This is a genomic window from Methylophaga thalassica MP (genome assembly GCF_000214595.1).
Classification (GTDB): Bacteria; Pseudomonadota; Gammaproteobacteria; order Nitrosococcales; family Methylophagaceae; genus Methylophaga; species Methylophaga thalassica.
In genome coordinates this window covers 711,464-732,039 of record NZ_AFIG01000001.1, presented here as the reverse complement: position 1 = coordinate 732,039, position 20,576 = coordinate 711,464, and the positions used below count along the sequence as shown (strand labels likewise).

At 44.2% G+C, this 20,576-nt stretch carries 21 protein-coding genes; 7 read left to right on the top strand and 14 right to left on the bottom strand.

Annotation, left to right across the window (positions count from 1 at the left end):
• Positions 1-2: 2 nt before the first annotated feature.
• From rfbH to flgB, 14 genes are all read right to left on the bottom strand, one after another.
• Positions 3-1,649: a lipopolysaccharide biosynthesis protein RfbH gene (gene rfbH / locus MAMP_RS03450; RefSeq protein WP_007144599.1), complete on the bottom strand. Its 1,647-nt coding sequence runs from the start codon at positions 1,647-1,649 to the stop codon at positions 3-5.
• Positions 1,646-2,734 (bottom strand): CDP-glucose 4,6-dehydratase, encoded by a 1,089-nt coding sequence (gene rfbG / locus MAMP_RS03445; protein WP_007144598.1) that lies wholly within the window; start codon positions 2,732-2,734, stop codon positions 1,646-1,648. Before rfbG ends, rfbH begins: the two co-directional genes overlap by 4 nt.
• The gene (gene rfbF, locus MAMP_RS03440) at positions 2,719-3,489 is read right to left on the bottom strand and encodes a glucose-1-phosphate cytidylyltransferase (RefSeq protein WP_007144597.1); all 771 of its coding nucleotides are present in this window, start codon (positions 3,487-3,489) and stop codon (positions 2,719-2,721) included. The genes rfbG and rfbF overlap by 16 nt, the downstream gene beginning before the upstream one ends.
• 38 nt (positions 3,490-3,527) lie before the next feature.
• Positions 3,528-4,433 carry a flagellar hook-associated protein FlgL gene (gene flgL / locus MAMP_RS03435; RefSeq protein WP_007144596.1) on the bottom strand — a complete coding sequence of 302 codons (906 nt, stop codon included), beginning with the start codon at positions 4,431-4,433 and terminating at the stop codon, positions 3,528-3,530.
• Positions 4,434-4,442: 9 nt separating this feature from the next.
• A complete protein-coding gene (gene flgK, locus MAMP_RS03430; protein WP_007144595.1) occupies positions 4,443-5,879 on the bottom strand; it encodes a flagellar hook-associated protein FlgK in 1,437 nt (478 codons plus the stop codon).
• A 27-nt stretch (positions 5,880-5,906) separates the two neighbouring features.
• On the bottom strand, positions 5,907-6,881 hold the full coding sequence (gene flgJ / locus MAMP_RS03425) for a flagellar assembly peptidoglycan hydrolase FlgJ (RefSeq protein ID WP_007144594.1): 975 nt from the start codon (positions 6,879-6,881) through the stop codon (positions 5,907-5,909).
• Positions 6,882-6,883: 2 nt separating this feature from the next.
• Positions 6,884-7,975, bottom strand: coding sequence for a flagellar basal body P-ring protein FlgI (locus tag MAMP_RS03420; RefSeq protein WP_007144593.1), 1,092 nt, complete (start codon positions 7,973-7,975; stop codon positions 6,884-6,886).
• A gap of 12 nt (positions 7,976-7,987) precedes the next feature.
• The gene (locus MAMP_RS03415; protein ID WP_007144592.1) at positions 7,988-8,695 is read right to left on the bottom strand and encodes a flagellar basal body L-ring protein FlgH; all 708 of its coding nucleotides are present in this window, start codon (positions 8,693-8,695) and stop codon (positions 7,988-7,990) included.
• 132 nt (positions 8,696-8,827) lie between these two features.
• Positions 8,828-9,613, bottom strand: a complete 786-nt coding sequence (gene flgG, locus MAMP_RS03410) for a flagellar basal-body rod protein FlgG (protein ID WP_007144591.1) — start codon at positions 9,611-9,613, stop codon at positions 8,828-8,830.
• Between the two features lie 47 nt (positions 9,614-9,660).
• Positions 9,661-10,404, bottom strand: a complete 744-nt coding sequence (gene flgF / locus MAMP_RS03405; RefSeq protein WP_007144590.1) for a flagellar basal-body rod protein FlgF — start codon at positions 10,402-10,404, stop codon at positions 9,661-9,663.
• Positions 10,405-10,456: 52 nt separating this feature from the next.
• Positions 10,457-11,812, bottom strand: coding sequence for a flagellar hook protein FlgE (flgE, locus tag MAMP_RS03400; RefSeq protein ID WP_007144589.1), 1,356 nt, complete (start codon positions 11,810-11,812; stop codon positions 10,457-10,459).
• Between the two features lie 11 nt (positions 11,813-11,823).
• Entirely contained in the window at positions 11,824-12,501 is a 678-nt protein-coding gene (locus tag MAMP_RS03395; RefSeq protein ID WP_007144588.1) for a flagellar hook assembly protein FlgD, read from the bottom strand.
• A gap of 13 nt (positions 12,502-12,514) precedes the next feature.
• On the bottom strand, positions 12,515-12,928 hold the full coding sequence (gene flgC / locus MAMP_RS03390) for a flagellar basal body rod protein FlgC (RefSeq protein WP_007144587.1): 414 nt from the start codon (positions 12,926-12,928) through the stop codon (positions 12,515-12,517).
• A 5-nt stretch (positions 12,929-12,933) separates the two neighbouring features.
• On the bottom strand, positions 12,934-13,338 hold the full coding sequence (flgB, locus tag MAMP_RS03385; protein WP_007144586.1) for a flagellar basal body rod protein FlgB: 405 nt from the start codon (positions 13,336-13,338) through the stop codon (positions 12,934-12,936).
• A gap of 289 nt (positions 13,339-13,627) precedes the next feature.
• On the opposite strand from flgB, the gene MAMP_RS15610 reads away from it, so the two are divergent.
• From MAMP_RS15610 to MAMP_RS03350, 7 genes are read left to right on the top strand one after another with little or no spacing between them, the layout of a single operon-like run.
• Entirely contained in the window at positions 13,628-14,161 is a 534-nt protein-coding gene (locus MAMP_RS15610; protein ID WP_007144584.1) for a GspH/FimT family pseudopilin, read from the top strand.
• Positions 14,158-14,619, top strand: coding sequence for a type IV pilus modification protein PilV (gene pilV, locus MAMP_RS03375; protein ID WP_007144583.1), 462 nt, complete (start codon positions 14,158-14,160; stop codon positions 14,617-14,619). The genes MAMP_RS15610 and pilV overlap by 4 nt, the downstream gene beginning before the upstream one ends.
• Entirely contained in the window at positions 14,616-15,707 is a 1,092-nt protein-coding gene (locus MAMP_RS03370; RefSeq protein WP_007144582.1) for a PilW family protein, read from the top strand. Before pilV ends, MAMP_RS03370 begins: the two co-directional genes overlap by 4 nt.
• Positions 15,704-16,228 (top strand): pilus assembly PilX family protein, encoded by a 525-nt coding sequence (locus MAMP_RS03365; RefSeq protein WP_007144581.1) that lies wholly within the window; start codon positions 15,704-15,706, stop codon positions 16,226-16,228. Before MAMP_RS03370 ends, MAMP_RS03365 begins: the two co-directional genes overlap by 4 nt.
• A gap of 4 nt (positions 16,229-16,232) precedes the next feature.
• On the top strand, positions 16,233-19,874 hold the full coding sequence (locus MAMP_RS03360) for a pilus assembly protein (RefSeq protein ID WP_007144580.1): 3,642 nt from the start codon (positions 16,233-16,235) through the stop codon (positions 19,872-19,874).
• 10 nt (positions 19,875-19,884) lie between these two features.
• A complete protein-coding gene (locus tag MAMP_RS03355; RefSeq protein WP_007144579.1) occupies positions 19,885-20,178 on the top strand; it encodes a hypothetical protein in 294 nt (97 codons plus the stop codon).
• Positions 20,171-20,572 (top strand): type IV pilin protein, encoded by a 402-nt coding sequence (locus MAMP_RS03350; RefSeq protein WP_040576167.1) that lies wholly within the window; start codon positions 20,171-20,173, stop codon positions 20,570-20,572. The genes MAMP_RS03355 and MAMP_RS03350 overlap by 8 nt, the downstream gene beginning before the upstream one ends.
• The last annotated feature ends 4 nt before the right edge of the window (positions 20,573-20,576 follow it).

Sequence of the window (20,576 nt, the reverse complement as noted above, 5' to 3'; positions counted from 1 at the left end):
GCTCACACTTTGAAATAAGATTGGATGGTATCAATCATGTAATCAATCATCTCATCAGATAGTCCTGGGAAAACGCCAATCCATAAAGAATCATTCATGACCTGATCGGTGACTGTTAATTCTCCAACTTTACGATAGCTTTGCTGTTCGAAATAAGGCTGTTTGATGAGATTACCGCCAAATACTAATCGATTGGCGATCTTATGTTGTTCAAGATACTGAATAAAGTCCGCTCGATTACTCTGCTTTAAGGTAATAGCGAAACCAAACCACGACGGATCAGCATTGTTCTCTGCTTCAGGCAGTAGCAAATAATCCTGTAGCGAAGATAAGCCTGCGTAAAGACGTTGGAAGTTGGCTTTTCTTTTTTCAATAAACCCGGTGACTTTAGCTAACTGTGACAAACCCACAGCCGCCTGCATATCAGTGATTTTTAAGTTATAACCAAGGTGAGAATAGGTATATTTATGGTCATAACCACAAGGCAACTGCCCTAGTTGATAGCTAAAGCGCTTTTTGCAGGTATTGTCCTGGCCCGGCTCACAAAAACAGTCTCTGCCCCAGTCACGAAATGACTCCAGAATCAATTTCAGTTGGCCATTATTGGTATAGACCGCACCACCTTCTCCCATCGTTATATGATGAGCCGGATAAAAACTCAACGTCGCAATATCACCAAAGGTGCCTACATGACGAGGCTCATCTAACGCAATTGCTTGTCCACGATAATCAGTCAGTTCAGTATCTGGTGAATAGGTGGTACCTAAAGCATCGCAACAATCTTCGATTAACCACAGATTATGTTCGCGAGCAAAAGCTACAACGGCATCAATATTGAAAGTATTGCCTAAGGTGTGCGCCATCATAATGGCTCGTGTTTTATCTGATAACGCTGCCTCAAGCTGACTGACATCGATATTGTAGGAAGGCAGAGTAATATCAACAAAAACAGGCACTAAACCATTTTGTAAAATGGGATTCACCGTAGTCGGGAAACCTGCCGCCACAGTAATCACTTCATCGCCTTTTTGTAATGCTTTATCACCTAACTTAGGTGAAGTCAGTGCAGTTAATGCCAACAAGTTGGCTGATGAACCTGAGTTCACTGTCAGCACATGTTTGACACCAATAAATTCAGCAAGCGCTTTTTCAAACTGGGCATTAAACCGACCGGTAGTCAGCCAGCCATCCAATGAGGCATCAACCAGATGCTCGATATCATCAGAATCCATAACCTTGCCAGACACTGGAACAGTACTGCTTCCAGGCAGAAAGTCTTTGTGCAGAAATTTCGTTTGACTGTAACGTTTTACCTGGCGTTGCACCAAAGCCCGCAAAAGTCTTTCGAGATTTAATGTTGAAATTTTGCCCTGATAGCTAGCCACATCAAGTGAACCGGCAAATAGTGGAAAGCGTAAGTCCACATATTGCGCTGAACCATTAACACTGTCATCGTCAAAAACAAATATATCAAGGTCTGAGACATCATCGTTGAATGCCAGTATTTCATAACATTCAATAATGGCATTTTCTATAGCCACCACAACACATAACGTCGGTGACATTCCCGTTTTATTAACGACACAAATATCGCCACTAGTTAAGGCGATCGATGAGGATTCAGTGTGAGGTGTATGTAATGGATTCATGCTTTGAATAACTGAGGATTGGCTGCCTGAACAAATTGCTGAATCTGTTGCAAACTGAATTCACGCATCTCTTTTCCGGAATAAAAGGCATCATACCAGTCAAACGTTTTTGATAAAGCGTCATCGATTCGCCAGACAGGTTGCCATCCCAGTTTTTGTCGTGCTTTAGAACAATCCAGCATGAGTATATTGGCTTCATGATGTTCATTCTGTGACGGACTATACCATTCAAAGCTGGACCACTTTTTCTGTGCTTGTTCAACAAGATAATGGACCGGTTTAATATCTTCCTGTACCGGACCAAAGTTCCAGGCTTCTGCCACATCGACGCCGCTTTCACACAACTGCTGTGCCAATTGCAGATACCCTGATAATGGCTCTAAAACATGTTGCCAAGGACGAATCGCGGCGGGATGCCGGATTTCTAATGGCTGTGTGTTTTGTTTTGCCTTAATCAAATCTGGCAATAATCGATAGTCAGACCAGTCACCACCGCCAATGACATTACCTGCACGTGCCGTTGCAATGGCCGTTTTATTATCGGCAAAAAAGGATTTACGGTATGAATCCGTGACCAGCTCTGCACAGCCTTTACTATTACTGTATGGATCATGCCCACCCAGTCGGTCGTTTTCACGATAAGGCCATGACCACTCATAATTTTCGTAACATTTATCAGAGGTGACGATCACCACAGCTTTCACAGAAGGACAATGTCGTACTGCGTCCAGCACATTAACTGTGCCCATCACATTCGTCTGATAGGTATTTACGGGATCATCATAGGAAGGTTTAACCAATGATTGTGCAGCCAGATGAAAGACAATGTCTGGCTGTAATGTCTTGATGGTCACAGATAAAGTAGCCAGATCACTGATATCGGCAACTATCGAATCCAACTCGTCATCTAGAGCAAGTGAGTCATACATGGAAGGATTTGTCGCCGGAGCTAAAGCATAACCCGTGACGTTAGCCCCCAGTTCATTTAACCATAGACTGAGCCAACTTCCTTTAAACCCAGTATGCCCGGTAACCAGAACAGATTTTCCTTGCCAGAAAGAGGGATCAATCACCAGACTTTCCATGGTGCCTGACCTGACTGCCAGAGTTGTTCAAGGTGTTGCTTATCACGAAGCGTATCCATGGGTTGCCAGAAGCCTTCGTGGCGAAAAACACGTAGCTGTTGCTCTGCGACCAATTTTTCCAGTGGACGCCCCTCCCAACTAGTTCGATCATCACTAATGTAATCAATCACTTTGGGCGATAACACAAAAAAACCACCACTGACCATCCCATTGTCACCTTTCGGTTTTTCCTGAAAGTTCACTACCCGATCATCATGTATATCCAATGCACCAAATTTTGCTTGAGGATAGGCTGCTGTGACTGTAGCCAAGTTTCCATGTTGTTGATGGAACTGTATGCTCGCCGTAATATCAATGTTGCCAACTCCATCACCATAAGTCAGACAGAAGGCGTCTTCATCTTTTACATAGTCAGCAACCCGACGGATACGACCACCTGTCATACTATCATCACCGGTGTCGACCAACGTCACTTTCCAGGGTTCAGCATGGGCTTCATGTACATGCATTTTATTATTTTGCATATCAAAGGTGACGTCCGACATATGCAAAAAGTAATTCGCAAAATACTCTTTAATCAAATAGCCCTTGTAACCGCAACAGATAATAAAATCATTCACACCATGATGTGAATAGATTTTCATAATATGCCAGAGAATAGGCTTTCCACCTATTTCTATCATTGGTTTTGGCTTATTTATAGACTCTTCGCTAATACGAGTACCTAAGCCACCAGCCAGAATCACTGCCTTCATATTTTATAACTGATAATAGTTAGAGTTATGTCAGTGTTTCATAAAAAGTTAAACAGGGACAGCCCTTGCACTTTGACATAGGCTTGTTGAGCCGCTTGCAAGCCTGTCGTTTGCGAGTTTAAACGTGAAATCGCTTCCGCATAATCCAAGTCTTTTAATTTAGTCAGACTCGTTTCAAGGCTGGTCAGACTGTCTTCATTAATGCTGCGTTGCTGGTCAATAGAATTGATTCGAGCACCAACAGCGGTTCTTGCTGTAGTTAATGAATCAATGGCTGTCGACATATTATCTAAGAATTCACCATTATTAGGTGCTGTACCGATAGTATTAGCTTTTAGCGCGGTTGAAAATTCATCGATCGTCTGAAAAATAGCTTGTGTTGAACTATCAGCATTAGTGATAACAAATAGCTCATCTCCGGGAAAAGTTGCTTCGACTGAGTAATCACTTCCTACACGCATACTGCGTTGACCGCTATCGCCACCATAGGCAAATGTTGTGGTATCGAATGCTTGTGTGAAAGATTGATAACCAGAAAATAAAAACTCGCCGTTAGCATCGGTCGTGTTCGCCAGACTGACCAACGATTTATTCAACTCATCAATTTCTTCCGCAATACCTGTTCTGGCATTAGCATCATTGGTATCGTTCAGCGCCTGAACTGCGAGTTCGCGAATCCGTTGAACAATATCCGTCGCACTGGTTAAGGCATTTTCAGCCGCATTGAGCTTATTGTTCGCCACATCCGCATTCGCCTGATACTGCTCATTAATGCTGACTTCACGCTCGTAATTGAGTGACTTTACCGCGGCTACCGGGTCATCAGAAGGCCTTAGAATTCGCTGGCCGGTGGAGACTTGTAACTGCGTATCGGCCAGCTGTTTCTGCTGGGCAAGCATCGTGTCCACACTTTGCTGTTGAATATAGGATGTCGAAATTCTCATGATAATCTCCTAAACAGCATTAATCAGCGAATCAAAAATCGTGTTGGACACGATAATAATCTGAGAAGCCGCCTGATAGGCTTGCTGAAATTTGATGAGCTGTGCGGCTTCTTCATCCAGATTAACCCCACCAACCGCATCAAAACGCTGTTCTGTTTGTTGTAACAACGCAAGTTGTGTTTCCTGACTGGCTTCCGCTTGCTGTGTACGTGTGGCCACATCTGAAACCAACACGGCATACCCTTCTGATAGGGAACGAGTTACCCCAGGTGCGATAGTTACTAATGTTTTATCTGTCTCTAAGTTAGCCAAAGCTAATGCGTTTTCATTATTACCTGAGCCAGAAATATTCACGGTGCCTGTTGCCGCATCAAACTTTGATGAGGCGGCAATGGCACGAGGATCGCTTATTGCCACTGAAATAGTGGCGGCGGTAATATTTGCCGGGTCAAAGAAGTCTCCGCCATCATTACCATCTAAATCAACCGATCCCTGCCCACCATTGGCAATATTGGTTGTATTGTTATGGACAGCATTAAAACCTTCCACCACCGCTTGAGCCAACACATCAAGTTCAGCTCTGACATCATCGATAATCGTGTCACGAAACTCCAAAGCCCCGCCTAAGGTGCCACCTGATAACTGACTAGTGATATTAGTACTGCTATCGCCATAGCCAATGCCTAATCTTGGTGGCGTCGTGGAGGTATCGGTCACCGTAGTCAGAGTCATACTTTTCGTACCAGCGACTAAGGCTTGCCCATTACCAATCAAAATATTTGTTGTACCATTCGACTGTTCGATCACGTTCACTGAGACGATCTCTGAAAGATCCGTAATCAGTTTGTCACGCTTATCCATTAGATCATTTGGCGTGCCACCAGCACCACTAGCGGCAGTGATCGCAGCATTTAGCTCGGCAATACTTTTCGATAAATTATTGATGTCATCTACAGCAACAGTAATATCGTAATCCACTTGCTCATCCAGCTGAGTCAGCTGCGAATCCATGGTATTAAAACGATTTGCTAGCAACTCACCACGAGTCAGCATTAATTGTCTGGCAGCAATCGATGTCGGATCGTTTGCTACCTCATTCACCGCATTGAAGAATTGACTGATACCTGTACTCAAGCCCAAGTCTTCTGAGCCAAGCAGATCATCCACCTGTTGAGAATAACTGAGATAGCTTCTCTGGGCGGCTTCCTGCGCTGTATAAGTTCTGACCTGACTCGCGAGAAAAGTGTCATATACACGTTCGACGGACGTTATCTGAACACCCGTACCAAAATAGATATCGCCTTTATAATCAGGCGTACGTGTCGCTTGGTCAGCACGCTGGCGTGTGTAACCCTCAGTATTAACATTACTAATGTTATGACTGGTCGTCGATAAATTACCTTGGGCCGTTAATAATGCCGATGTCCCAATCCCTAGCAGACTCATGGCATGCTCCTTAACTCGTCAGCGTGATTATGCATGGTCTGACTCCAGCGAAATTCGTGCCAGAATGTCACTATTCATAATACGTTTAATTTTGTCGGAATAATTAGGGTCGGTTGCAAAGCCGGCTTTTTGCAATTGTTCAACAAAGGCATCAGCATTACCCGTGTGTTTTAATGCATCACGGTAGCGAGGCTGAGTTTGCAGAAACTCAATATAGTCATTGAAACTATCCTGATATGACTCATAAGAGCGGAACTGAGACGCTTCGTTATAAGCCTTACCATCACGATATTCGAGTGCCACTTTACTGACACTATCACCAGTCCAACTTTTACCAGCCTTGATATTGAACAGATTGAAACTTGTTTCTCCAGCCTTATCTTTGAGAACATACTTGCCCCAGCCTGTTTCTAAAGCGGCTTGAGATAAAATTACCTCAGGTGCAACACCAATTTTATCTGCAGCCTGTTGTGCATAAGGCCAGAGTGTTTTTACAAAATCTTGAGGTGAGTCAAAGACCACGGCACCAATATCTTTCAATTCTGTTGTCGAATCTGTGTCGATGTTTTCAGCGTGAATATCACGTATCTGCTTTAACATCAGCTCGTTTACTTTTTTAGCAAGAGCAGGTCTTATCGTTACTGTGTCGTAACTATAGCTCTGGCCCGTTTTGGCTGGCTGAGCTGACTGGAGCTGATAACTCCCCAATTGTTGGATAATTGCTTCCTGTAGTCCGAGCCCACCACGCATAGACAAATCAGAAGCCAGTTGTTGGTCAGCCATATCCTGATACATTTTGCTTTGGGATGAGTCAAATACCCCGTCACCTAGACTTGCCTGACGCATCGACTTCAGCATCATATTGATAAATAGTGACTCAAACTGACCAGCAACCTGCTTCAACGTTTGCTGACTATCCACCTCTTTTACAGCTTGTTCGCGTAGTTGGTTCAGGCCGTGAAAGTCAACTGCTGACCGGGCAATATTAGACTCATAAGCCATCGCTAAATAACCACTAAGTCAGCCTTAAGTGCGCCGGCCTGTTTCAATGCTTCGAGGATAGCCACTAAATCACCAGGCGCCGCACCGACCTGATTAACCGCACGTACAATTTCATCGAGCGATACCCCAGGATTAAAGACAAACATCCGGCTATTTTCTTCGGTAATATTAATATTATAGTTAGGCGTTACAACCGTCTGTCCTTGCGAAAAAGGTTCTGGCTGACTGACTTCTGGGTTAGCCGAGATAGTGACCGATAAATTACCATGCGTCACTGCAGCAGGGCTCACCCGCACATGCTGCCCAATTACAATCGTGCCACTACGTGAGTTGACCACAACTCTGGCGGGCGCTTCACCTGGATTCAACTCTAAATTCTCGATTAAGGACATAAATGGAACACGCTGATTAGGATCGCGCGGCGCGTTCACTTTGACCGAAGACGCATCCATCGAAAACGCCGTATTTTTGCCTAATGTATGGTTAATGGCATCACTTAATCGACTGGCCGTAGTGAAATCGGGACTGTGTAGATTAAGAATAATAGAATCCCCAACATTCAATGCATTTCTGACGGCTCGCTCAACTGTTGCCCCATTCGGTACCCGCCCGGCACTGGGAATATTGACCGTTAACCTTGAACCATCAGCAGCATCAGCGCCAAAACCGCCGACAATTAAATTGCCTTGTGCCATGGCATAAATTTGTCCATCAGCCCCTTTTAATGGCGTCATTAATAAACTGCCACCGCGAAGACTCTTGGCATCACCCAATGAGGAAACAGTAATATCAATGGTTTGACCGGGCTTAACAAACGGCGGTAAATCGGCATGTACAGACACGGCCGCCACGTTTTTACTTTTAGGGTCAGTGCCCGGTGGGATATTAATCCCCATTTCCACTAACATGTTTCTTAGGCTTTGTCCGGTGAACTTTGTCTTATCGCCCGTGCCATTGAGACCCACCACCAATCCATAACCAATTAATTGGTTACTACGCACGCCAGCAATGGAGGCCAGATCTTTAACCCGTTCGGCGCAGGCAAGGCCTGAACTCACTAATAATGCGAATGCAATAAATACTCTGAACTTCATAACTTTTACCCTTTAAAAAGGCATCAATGCGCTAACAAAGAATCGACTTAACCAGCCCATCACATTGGCATCATTAGTCGGGCCATCCCCCACATAAGAAATCTGAGCATCGGCAATGCGAATAGACGAAATAGAATTATCTGCCTCGATATCTCTTGGACTAATCATCCCTGACAAACGTATGTATTCATTACCTTGATTTATGGTAATCACTCGCTCACCTCGAATGACCATGTTGCCATTGGGTAATACTTCAACCACCGACACACTAATATTGCCGGTCAACTTATTATTCTGATCACTATCGCCGGCACCTTTAAATTTACTGGTTGAATTTACGCCAAAGGCTAAATTGTTGTCTTTTGTATTAGCTAACGGTAGTTGGCCGGGGAGATTAAATTGTGGTGTTGTTCCAAACAGCGTTGGATTATCAATGGAATTATTATTCGACTTATCGACCGTTGTTTCTGTCTCTTTCTCAGCGTCAGTTTTTTCTTCTAGTTTGACTGTCAAAATATCGCCTACCCGTCTCGCACGATAATCCTCAAATAGTGAAATATTATTGCGTGCGTCAAAAATGGCACCGTCATAATTATCTTGCGGCTCAATCGGAGCTGGACGTACCGCAGCAAAGGCTGGGTCTCGTTTAACCTCATTGTTGTAGCAGCCGGTTAACATTGCCACAGCAATAAACACTAAAAATGGGGCAATTGTCTTCATTTTGACACTCCGAAAAAATACGTACTTCACCTAGAAAGTGAAGCAGAGTTCATGCCAAAAAAATGAAAAACCAAGAAGGTGAAAAAGAAAAGGGCTACTTGGTGGGGGACAACAAGTAGCCCGAAGCTATGACTAAAGGTTCTGACTGGCGTACTGCAGCATTTGATCAGATGTAGAAATGGCTTTTGAATTCATTTCATACGCACGCTGAGTTTCAATCATATTGATCAGCTCTGTTACTACATTAACATTCGATGTTTCCAGCGCTCCGCCAACGGTCTGACCAAACCCATCCAACCCAGGTGTACCGGTAATCGGGGTGCCACTTGCTCCGGTTTCCTGAAACAAATTTTCACCTATTGGTTGCAAACCCGTCGGATTCACAAAGTCGGCTAACTCAATATTGCCGACAATCGTTGGGGTCGCCGTACCAGGCTGAGTCACACTTACCGTACCATCAGACCCTACCGTAATACTTTGTGCATCTGCTGGAATCGTAATAGCTGGCTCTAAGGGGTTACCATTCGACATCACAACCTGACCATCAGAGTTAAGTTGAAACGTACCATCACGTGTATAAGACAGCGTTCCATCTGGCATTAAAATCTGAAAAAAGCCTCGGCCATTAATGGCAATGTCCAATGCTTGTTCAGTTTGGATAATATTACCTTGAGTATGTAATTTTTCCGTCGCAACCGTTCTGACACCTGTACCAATCATCAAGCCTGATGGCAGTTGTGTACTTGTTGAAGATTGTGCCCCTGGCTGTCTTATTGTTTGATATAACAAATCTTCAAACACCGCTCGGTCTTGTTTAAACCCGGTTGTATTAACGTTAGCCAGATTATTGGAAATAACTGACATACGTGTTTGCTGGGCATCTAGGCCAGTTTTGGCAATCCACAAAGCCTGATTCATAATCGTCTCCTGAAGTCTTATGCAATCGTCGTGTTAACGCTAATTGCTTAAGTACTTATCTGCATTAAACGTGCCGATGCTGCACTATTTTCTTGTGTTGTATCCATCATTTTGACTTGCATTTCATACTGTCGCTGCAACTCGATCATATTAACCAGAGCACCTACCGCATTGACATTACTGCCCTCTAAAGTACCGGAGGCAACTGTGACCGTCGCATCTAAAGGTGCTTCAGAACCATCCTGCATCCGCATAAGGCCATCTGAATCCTTAAACACTTGTTGCAAATCTGGTTTGACTAATTTAATCCGGTCTAATACGGCAAGTGCATTTGCCGCTTCGCCTATAGGGCGGATAGAAATCGTTCCATCACTGCCGACATCGATTGTCTGGGCTGGGGGAATAGCTATCGGTCCCCCCTCCCCCATCACGGCAAGTCCGGTACCTGTAACCAATTGTCCCGCTTCCGTCACATGAAGATCACCAGCACGCGTGTAACCCTCACGACCATCTTTACCCTGAACAGCAATAAAGCCTTCACCTTGAACAGAAATATCCAGATCACGTCCAGTAGATTGAATAGACCCTGTTTGATAATCGGTTTGTGGTCGCTCCAGCATTGAATAAACACGGCTAGGTAAACCTTCGCCAAATACCGGCATACTTCTAAACTGTTCAAAGTCCGCCCGAAAACCAGTGGTATTCACATTTGCCAAATTATTGGCGTTAGCTGCTTGGGCCAACATGGTCTGTTGAGCCCCGTTCATGGCGATATATAAGCTACGGTCCATTATTTCTGCCCTCAATGCGCTGCCAGAGACAGCGCACTTTTAAAGAAAAACGTTATCGCAGGTTGATAATGGTCTGAGTAATGGCATTATTTGTCTCGATCGCTTTTGAGTTAGCCTGGAAGTTACGTTGTGCAGTAATCAGTCCCACTAGCTCAGCCGTCAAATCGACATTGGATGTTTCTAATGCACCCGCCTGAATTTGACCAAAACTACCTGTTGCAGCTTCTCCTGCAATGACCGGGCCAGAATCTGTGGTTTCTTTCCAGGCAGTACTACCAATTTTGTTCAGCGCCTGAGGATTAGCAAAGTTGCCCATAGCAATTTTTCCAATAGGAATGGCTTGCCCATTACTATAGTTAGCTCTGATCAGGCCTTCTTCACTCACATCCACCCCAGTCAGACGACCAGTTGGGAAACCATTAACAGTGAGAGCCCCCACATTAAAACTGCCAGAGTTCTGGGTTGAGCCGTTAAGCGATAATGTAATTGTTTGCGTTTCGGCACCACTCATCCACTCAGTCGCCCCACCATCAGTGAAGGTGAGAGCAATGGGATCAATACCTGCAGTACTTGGATCAGCATCAACCTGATTCAATGTGCCATCAGCATTAAAACTAATACGGGCATCCGTTTCTAGAGCATAGGGAACTCCATCCGTACCACCTTTGACTTCACCACCATCAACGTAAACAGCCATTTGCCATTGGTTATCACCCACAGGGACACCGCCATCTAATGCCGCCTCATCGATATGCTGGTAATAGGTAGTCACGATATGTTCATTACCGAGTGAATCATAAATTGTTGCTGAGGTTGTATAACTGTAGGTTGTATCGTCGGTTGGGTCGATGGCCAAAATCCCCCCAGTACCACTATCAATAATCCCATCAGATGTAGAGGGTAAATTGGTGGCGATTTTCAACTCTGTAGTCGCTTCAGGTGCACCAACAGATGCCGGTAATTGAATAGGCGATGTCGCATTCATACTGGTTGCTGAAATGTTACCTTGCTCATCCACAGGGAAAGTTCTTAGATACCAACCTTCATTTGAGACAATATATCCATCTTTATCAACACCGAACTCACCTGCCCGAGTGTAAATAACCTCACCACTGTCGAGTTCGGGAGCTAAGGCAAAAAAGCCTTGTCCACTTATCGCCAAATCTAACGAATTGTCCGTGAACTCAAGATTGCCTTGGTTAAACTGCTGAGCCACATTTTGCAATACGGCACCACTACCAATGGCTGTTTGATTGGTTGATCCAAAGGCTGAAACGGCAAAAACGTCACCAAACTCTGCACGAGACATCTTAAAGCCGGTCGTGTTGACGTTAGCAATATTGTTTGATTTGACGTTTAGATCGGCTGTTGCCGCATTCAAACCACTTAAAGCTGTGCTAAATGACATAAGATATTCTCCTAAAGAATTTCAACAACTTCACTAAATGACGCCGAACCAATTCCGGCCAGATTCACTATCAATCCATCGGTCGAACTGATTGAAACACTCGACACCTGAGCTAAAACACCGGTAGCAAAAGCTGTATTCGAGCCATCAACCGTACCCGAGGCTTTGAATTGATAAACACCTTCCGGCATAGCTTCGCCATTATCATCAAAGCCATCCCAGGTGAAATCGGTATAACCTGAGGCTGAGCCCATGTCGATAGTACGTACTACAACACCCGCCTCGTCATAAATTTTCACTTTCAAATCTGTAACAGGATCGGCAACATTTATCCGACCGGATAAACCATCTGTTGCTGTTAAGTTACCTATTGATGAGGGGATTAGCACTGTTCGCCCAACTAATGATGATCCCTGCAATGCCTGATTAGATTGCATCGAATTGGCAAAAGTAGAAAAAGAATCCTGCAAGTCAGATAAGCCTGTTACCTGAGCAAAAGACGCTATTTGCCCAAGAAAATCACCATTTTCCATGGGATTCATCGGGTCCTGATACTTTAACTGCGTTGTCATCAGGGACATAAAATCTTCCATCCCCAGTGTGCCAGCATCTTTATTTTTTTCTTCTGTTGAACTAGTCGAGTTCAAGAATGCATACGGGTTGTTATCGTTAATTCCGCTCACAGCCATCTCTCACCCCTCCTTATTGCCCTAACTGTAATGTTCTTAACAGCAATTGTTTTGAGGTATTCGCGATTTCAACGTTGTTTTGATAGGAACGTGACGCGGACATCATATTTGCCATTTCGGTAATCGGATCCACATTTGAGTGGAAAATATAGCCATCTTCATTTGCCATTGGGTGGCTCGGGTTATATTCCTGCCTGACAGGAGCCTGACTTTCGACAATGCCCTGAACTTGAACAGCGCCCTGCTTATAACCTTCTTGAGCATTATCCAACACGGTTGCAAACACAGGTTGTCTGGCTTTATACGTCTGATTAATGCTACTGCTGACACTATCGACGTTGGCGAGATTACTTGCCGTTGTATTCAGACGTAGAGACTGAGCACTCATACCGCTTCCGGCAATATCAAAAATATTAAATAACGACATAGTGCCTATTCTCCTTTCAGTGCCCGTGTCAGCGAGTTGAACTTACCACCCAAAAATTGCAGGCTGGCCTGATACTGAACAGCATTCTGCATAAATTGTGCCTGCTCCACTTCTTCATCGACACTATTGCCATCTAAAGAATCCTGTGTTGCTACCCGGTATTGAATCGGTCCCATCAAACCATTAGATTCCGGGTTTGTGGAATAGTGTTTTTGATTAGTCGTGTTTAATTGACCAGGCGCTGACCCCGTCATCGCATTATTCAAAGCTTCCCTAAAATCAATATCTTGGGCTTTATAATTAGGCGTATCGGCATTGGCCATATTGGTGGCAAGTAGCTCAGCACGCTGTGAACGCACGCGTAATGCATCAGCATGAATTCCAATTGCACTATCAAAATTAATCGGCATTTATACGCCTCCATCCTCATTTACAATTGTCATTCAGCATTTAACGTGCCAACTAAACTAACTGTATGAATTGCCGATAAGTCACCATGAGTTCGGCAATGTAGTGGTCGAAATTAGCGGCAAAGATTTCCCCCTATTGCCGCCTTGTTGTTACACTAAAAACGACGATATGACTGATATTCACAGTTTTTTTTCAAATATGAGACAAGCCCCACAAAGTCTATTGATTGAAACTTGACTGAGAAAATAAATAAGGCTAAAACCGATCCCATGGAGAGGGCTGAATAAAGTGGTAAAAGACAAATTTAATCAAGGATTTACTCTAGTTGAATTGATGGTAACTCTCGCGGTCGCCGCCATCATATTAGCTATTGCTGCGCCGAGTTTTTCACAGATGATTCGAGACCACCGCCTTATCACCACAGCAAATGACTTTATGGGCACTATGCAACTGGCACGCAGCGAAGCCATCAGAAGAGGCATTCAAGTCACCATGCTACCTATTACGAATGGTGACTGGAGTAGTGGCTGGAATGTATTTACTGACTGGGATGCTGATGAGTCGCTTGGAGATGTTGGGGCCGTTTGTGCAGAGAATCAAGACTGCTTTCTTTCCCAACAAAATGCCTTGGACAATGTTACGTCAGTCACTGCCGGAAATACAGGCAGTGGATTTCGGTTTATGCCGACAGGTGAAATTCTATCCACACTAGGTTTCCCAAATGGCAATATCACTTTTTGCTCGACAGGCAGCAATGAAAGAATTATTACCGTGAACCAGTCAGGTAGTAGCAGAATTTCTATCGGGAATGTTTGCCCATGATGAGACGTCAACAAACCGGCTTTACCTTACTGGAAGTTATGGTGGCAGTATTTGTCTTAGCTATAGGTTTACTTGGTATGGCACATTTACAAGTCACCACCCTCAAGGCCAACTCAACCGCAGGCCTCAAAACCCAAGCTAATATTCTTGCTGGCAGCATACTAGAGCGCATGAAAGCCAATACCACGGCAGCCTATGCAAAAAACTATGACATCCTTTTTAATGGGGCAACGCCAGCTGGCAATAGTGTTTCTGATACGGATGTTCGAGAATGGCGAGCGGCTTTAGCAGCCTATCTTCCTGCAGGTGAAGGACAAATTGTGTGTGGCAACTTTCTTGTGAACCAGCCCTTCATTTGTACGATCACGGTGAGATGGTCAGATATTCAAATTGGTGATGAGAATACTAATTATGGTGACTATGCGACCTCGACAATGGTTCTGGAAAGTGCGATATGAATAAAGAAAAAGGGTTTTCTCTCGTCGAATTGATGGTGGCACTCGTCATAGGCCTTTTACTGATTGCTGGGGTAATAGAGTTATTCGTTAGTACGCGTCAAACCTATCGTGTACAAGATATGAAAGCGCGCATGCAAGAAGATGGACGCTATGCAATTCATCACATTTCATCGCTTTTAGACCGCGCCGGTTACGTCGGTTGTAACTCTATCCCTACAGGGAATAGAGGGGCTACAGGAAGAAATTCAGGGGGTACAGGTAGAAGCCTAGTCAATAATCTGAACACGGCAAATAATTATTTCTGGGACATAGGTGGTGCCCCAGTCTTAGGCCACGAAGCAGATAACAACGGTGGCTGGTCTCCCGCATTACCTGCTGGAATCAATCAAGCGATAGCAGGTAGTGATGTATTTACCTTACGTACAGTGAGCAATGTCTTTATTGAAGTGAGTCATTTCGATAGCAGTTTAGGCCCCTCTGCTCCGGTTAAAATTCCACAGGATAATCCTCTGGATGACTGCGATCCGGCGACAGAAGCAAAGCCTGGTGAGTGTGCTAACATCGTGATTGCTTCTGACTGCAATAATAGCGTGATTTTTCAGGTGACCAATGATCCCTCAGTAGACGGCAATCTTCAACATGAAACAGGTATCGGTACACCTGGAAATAGTAGAGTTGACTTGGGACTATCTGGCCTAAGTCAGGGCTGGTTAAATACCATCACTACACATACTTTTTTTATTCGAAATGGCCCCAGTAATTACCCTTCTCTTTATCAGATGGTGCTGGGAAAAAATCCAGATGTACTTATCGAAGGTGTCGAACAGATGCAGGTGGAGTATGGTGTCGATACCAGCAATAACGGTAGTGTAGACCAATATGTCAAAGCAAATGCAGTGGCTGACTGGGAGCAGATTATCAGTGTTCGCATATCCTTAGTCATGATCAATATTGACCCTCAACAAAATGATAATGTGGCATTAGGGGATGGCACCTATACCCTCGAGGGCAATGTCATCACCCCAGATGACGGCAGGTTGAGGCAAGTCTTTACCAAAACAATAACGCTCAGGAACCGTATATTATGAAAACTCAACAATCAGGTGCGGCCTTGATTGTCAGTCTCATTATGCTGTTATTGCTGACCATGATAGGAATCTTTGCCATGCGTACAGGTGTCATGGAAGAAAAAATGGCATCTAATCAAATTGACAGAGATATAGCGTTTAAAGCAGCTGAAGTGGCGTTACGAGCTGGTGAAGGTACCGTCTTAAACTGGGTTAATCTGCCAATTTGTTCCGATACTGGTGCCCCCGGGTGTTGGACCAAACAATCAATGGATCCTGTCGGCACAGATGCGACCCCTTGGTGGCTTCAACGTAACGCCGCCTGGTGGACTGCAAATGGCACAGCCGCCACCCAACCACAAGGTGCTGTCAGCCCACCACGTTATGTCATTGAAGAAATTATAAAACCCGGAAATAGTAACGGTAATAAGCCTCGAGACCAGCAACAAGGTGGTGCTAAGTTCTACCGCGTTACTGCCCGCGGTGTGGGTGGCTCAGTGCAATCCGTGGTCCTTTTACAGTCTGTCGTTCGTATGAGGTAAAAATATGAATAAATTATCCTCTTTCACAGCGCTCGTATTATTGGGTATTTACTCGCTGACATCTTCAGCAGCTAATCTCAACATCAGTAATGTGCCACTCTATCTCGGTGGTGTGGTTGCACCGAATATCATGTTTACACTTGATGATTCAGGTTCAATGCAATGGGAGGTCATGCCTGATGAGAATTTACATTATGCGAATTACCTGTTCCCTAGACCGTCCAGTCTTTATGGTGGTGTTACCTACAGTAACCAGGTACCAAACTTTGATGACGATAATGTCCATAACTTCTTTTCACGCTCATCTGTCAATAACGCAGTCTTCTACAATCCAGATGTGACTTATGTGCCTTGGAGTAAGGCTGACGGCACGAGTATGGGGAATGCGAATCCATCAGCTGCGCTATATAATCCGGCCGATCCTTCACGTGGAAGTATCAACTTAAAAACTCAACAAACACAATACTCATGCTGGTTCAAACATGGCAGTAGCCTCAGTAGTGCTTATGGTGACCCATGCAATGGTAACCATAGTTTTTGGCCCATCACATACTACAAATACAATGGCAGCGCTTCTGACTCAGAGGCATTGCGATTAGATCGCTCTCGCTATACACGAGTAAGAATTACCGACTCCACTTCAGCCAGTGCAACATTCACCAGTCCAAACGGTACGACTCGAACACGTGATGAAGAAATACAAAACTTTGCTAACTGGTTTCAATATTACCGCTCACGAATTTTGACAGCTCGTGCTGGTGTAGGCCGAGCATTTGCCACCCAATCTGAAAATTCCCGTGTCGGTTTTGCTGCAATAAACGAGGGTAGTCGCACTATCGATGGTGTCAGCAGTAACAGAGCCCTGATCAGAGGCGTCAGAAAATTTAGCGGTGCAAACAGGACCGCATTTTACGATAACCTCTACGATCATGTGATTAACAATTACGGGACACCTCTCAGATCAGCTGCGGCCAGTGTAGGCCAATATTACGAAAGAACCGACAACAGAGGACCATGGGGAGCTAACCCAGGTACTGATGACTCCTCTGCTCACCTGACTTGTCGTCAGAGCTATCATATTCTTACTACAGATGGCTACTGGAATGGCGGCAGCCCTGGGCTTGGAAATGTCGATAATAGCAACGGCACCACCATCAGTGGTCCCAATGATGACGATTATACGTACATTGCATCTCCCCCTTTCTCTGATTCATGGTCAAATACACTGGCTGATACAGCCATGCACTACTGGAAACGGGATCTTCGGACAGACTTAGAAAATGAAGTACCAACCAACACGGAAGATCCAGCATTTTGGCAACACATGGTCACATTCACTGTGGGGCTCGGGGTCAAAGGCTCACTCGACCCAGAGAATGATTTAGCCGCGCTTTCAGCCACCCCTCCGACCAAATCATGGCCTGACCCGGGAAGTTCAAACCCAGCAAAAATAGATGACTTATGGCATGCTGCAGTCAATAGTCATGGTAATTTTTTCAGTGCTGCTGATCCTGATGAGTTTGCCGAATCACTTGCTGGCATTTTACAAAATATCACATCGAGAACTTCGTCCTCCGCTGCTGTTGCCGTTAACTCGGGTGCCATAACTAGTGACAGTAAAGTCTATCAAGCCCGTTTTAACAGTGGCGACTGGACAGGACGACTACTAGCGTTTGGCTTTGATGACGATGGACAATTATTACCTTCAGCATTGTGGGATGCTGCTAATAAAATTCCAAGCGCTAATCAACGTGTGATATTCACCTCTGATGGTAATAATGGTTATGCATTTGACTGGAATGCATTGAATTCTAGTCAAAAATTATCATTAGGCAGCGAAGATGTATTGAATTATCTGCGTGGTAACCAATCGAAAGAACAGAGTAAATCTGAGGGTATCTATAGAACACGAACTAAATTACTTGGCGATATTATTAATTCCTCTCCTGTGTTACTTGGTCCTCCTAGATCAGATTATTACGATCAATGGGGCAATAGATCAGAAGATGATGAGCCAGAAGATTCTGTCCTATATTCTGAGTTTGTCAGCACCTATCTGAACCGAACCGCTATGATTTATGTAGGGGCGAATGATGGGATGTTGCATGCGTTTGATGCTGATTCTGGAGTAGAAAAGTTTGCCTATGTCCCGAATAGTGTCTATGACAACTTGAAAGAATTATCATCCCCCAGCTACTCACACAAATATTACGTTGATGCCAGTCCAACTGTGGTAGATGCCTTTTTTGATGGCAGTTGGCATACAGTACTTGTTTCAGGTCTTGGCGCGGGAGGTCAAGGTTACTTTGCCTTAGATATTACGGATCCTTCAGCATTTTCAAACGAAACAGAATCAGCTAAAAAAGTGTTGTGGGAATTTACCGATAAGAATGATCCCGATATGGGATACACCATGGGACAAGCAAATATTGTTCGTTTGAACAACGGTAAATGGGCGGCCTTATTTAGTGGTGGGTACAACAATACTTTTGATAATGACGCTGATGGCAGTGCAAATAATGCAAGCCATGACAGTGATGATGGCAATGGTTATATCTATATCGTAGATTTAGAAACCGGTAGCCTGATTCGTAAGTTTGATACACAAACAGGCAAAAATGAGGATCCAACCGAACAGTTTAGACCAAATGGAATCGCCACGCCGACAGCTATCGACACAAACCAGGATGGCACCACCGATCTGATTTATGCCGGTGATATGTTTGGTAATGTTTGGAGCATTGAAATTGGTAGCAATAATAAGAATGACTGGGACTTTACATACAGAGATGCGGATACCAATAAGCCACTGCCCTTATACTCGGCGTGTTTCGGGACAAGCTGTAACAAAGACAACATTCAACCAATTACAACACCAATTAAAGTAGAGCTTCATAGCGAAAAAAATGGCTATTTACTTTTATTTGGTACCGGTAAATATTTTGAAGTTGGCGACAATACTCCAGTTGATCAAGTTACACAGAGTTTTTATGCTATTTGGGATCCGAGAGTATATGATACTGATACATCCTCCTATACACGTTATGCATTTTCTCGGGCTCAACTCAATAAACGAGCAATGGCTGAATTTACGATTCTAGGCACGAATTATCGGACAATATCGGCCTCAGAATCAGATAAAATCATTAACTGGGGTACAGCTAACACTGATGACCGAGGCTGGTATGTTGACTTAGTCAGTGCATCATCAGGTGAAAATAGTGGTGAAAGACAAGTTTCTGAAGCCATTATCCGAGATGAAAAAGTGATCTTTACGTCACTTGTTCCATCAGAAGATGCATGTGATTTTGGTGGTAGTAGTTGGTTAATGGAATTAGACTATTACACGGGACTACCTCTGAACTATCAGCCGCTGGATATCAATGGCGATGGTGTGATTGATGCAAATGATCTCTATGTAGATACTGATGGTGACGGTGAGCCAGATACCGAGGTGCCAGTTGTCGCAGGTAAAGGCTATGATAGTATCATTTCGCCACCTAAAATCAGCAGACGTGTTCCTGGTTCTGGCTCCACTGAAGTGAAATTTATGAGTGATGCCGAGACAGGTGAGCTTATTTTAGAAGAAGAGTCTTCAAGTGAGGATGCGATAGGAAGGCGATCTTGGATTCAACTGACTGATTAAGGACATATGTATGTTAAAAAAAAATTATTTAACCATCCTCTCTGTGTTATTAATACCAATGTCAGTATTTGCACAGACTTTTAGTCAGAGTGGAACAGTAACGGACTCATCGCTATCCTCAGATAGATTAGTGATTTCTAATCAAGAGTATCTTATCGACCATAATACGGTTGTGCATGGTCTTGCGCCACAAGGGGAAAAAGGCCCTATTGTGAATGAAGACACAGCTATAGGTTTTAACACGAGTCGTGGTGCTGATGGCGAGCCCCCCTATATCACTGAAATATGGTTATTAAATGAATAACATAAAATATAGAGAAAATGGATTTACACTCATCGAGTTGATGATTGTTGTTGTCATTCTAGGCATCCTTGCTGCCATTGCTTATCCGTCTTACCAAGAGCAAGTCAGACAAACACGACGAGCTAATGCTCAAGCTGACTTAATGGAATTGGCGAGTTATATGGAGCGCTATTACACAGAAAACTTCACTTATGCAGGTGCTGATAACACTCTACCTTTTAATCAATCGCCTAAGACGGGAACAGCGTATTACATTATTGCAGCTAACCCTGCTCCAACAGCGACAGCTTATACCTTAGTTGCAACGGCTCAGGGATCTCAAGCTAATGATGCTAACTGCACACCTCTAACAATTACTCAAACAGGTGCTACTGGTCCTGTCGGTTGTTGGTAACTGT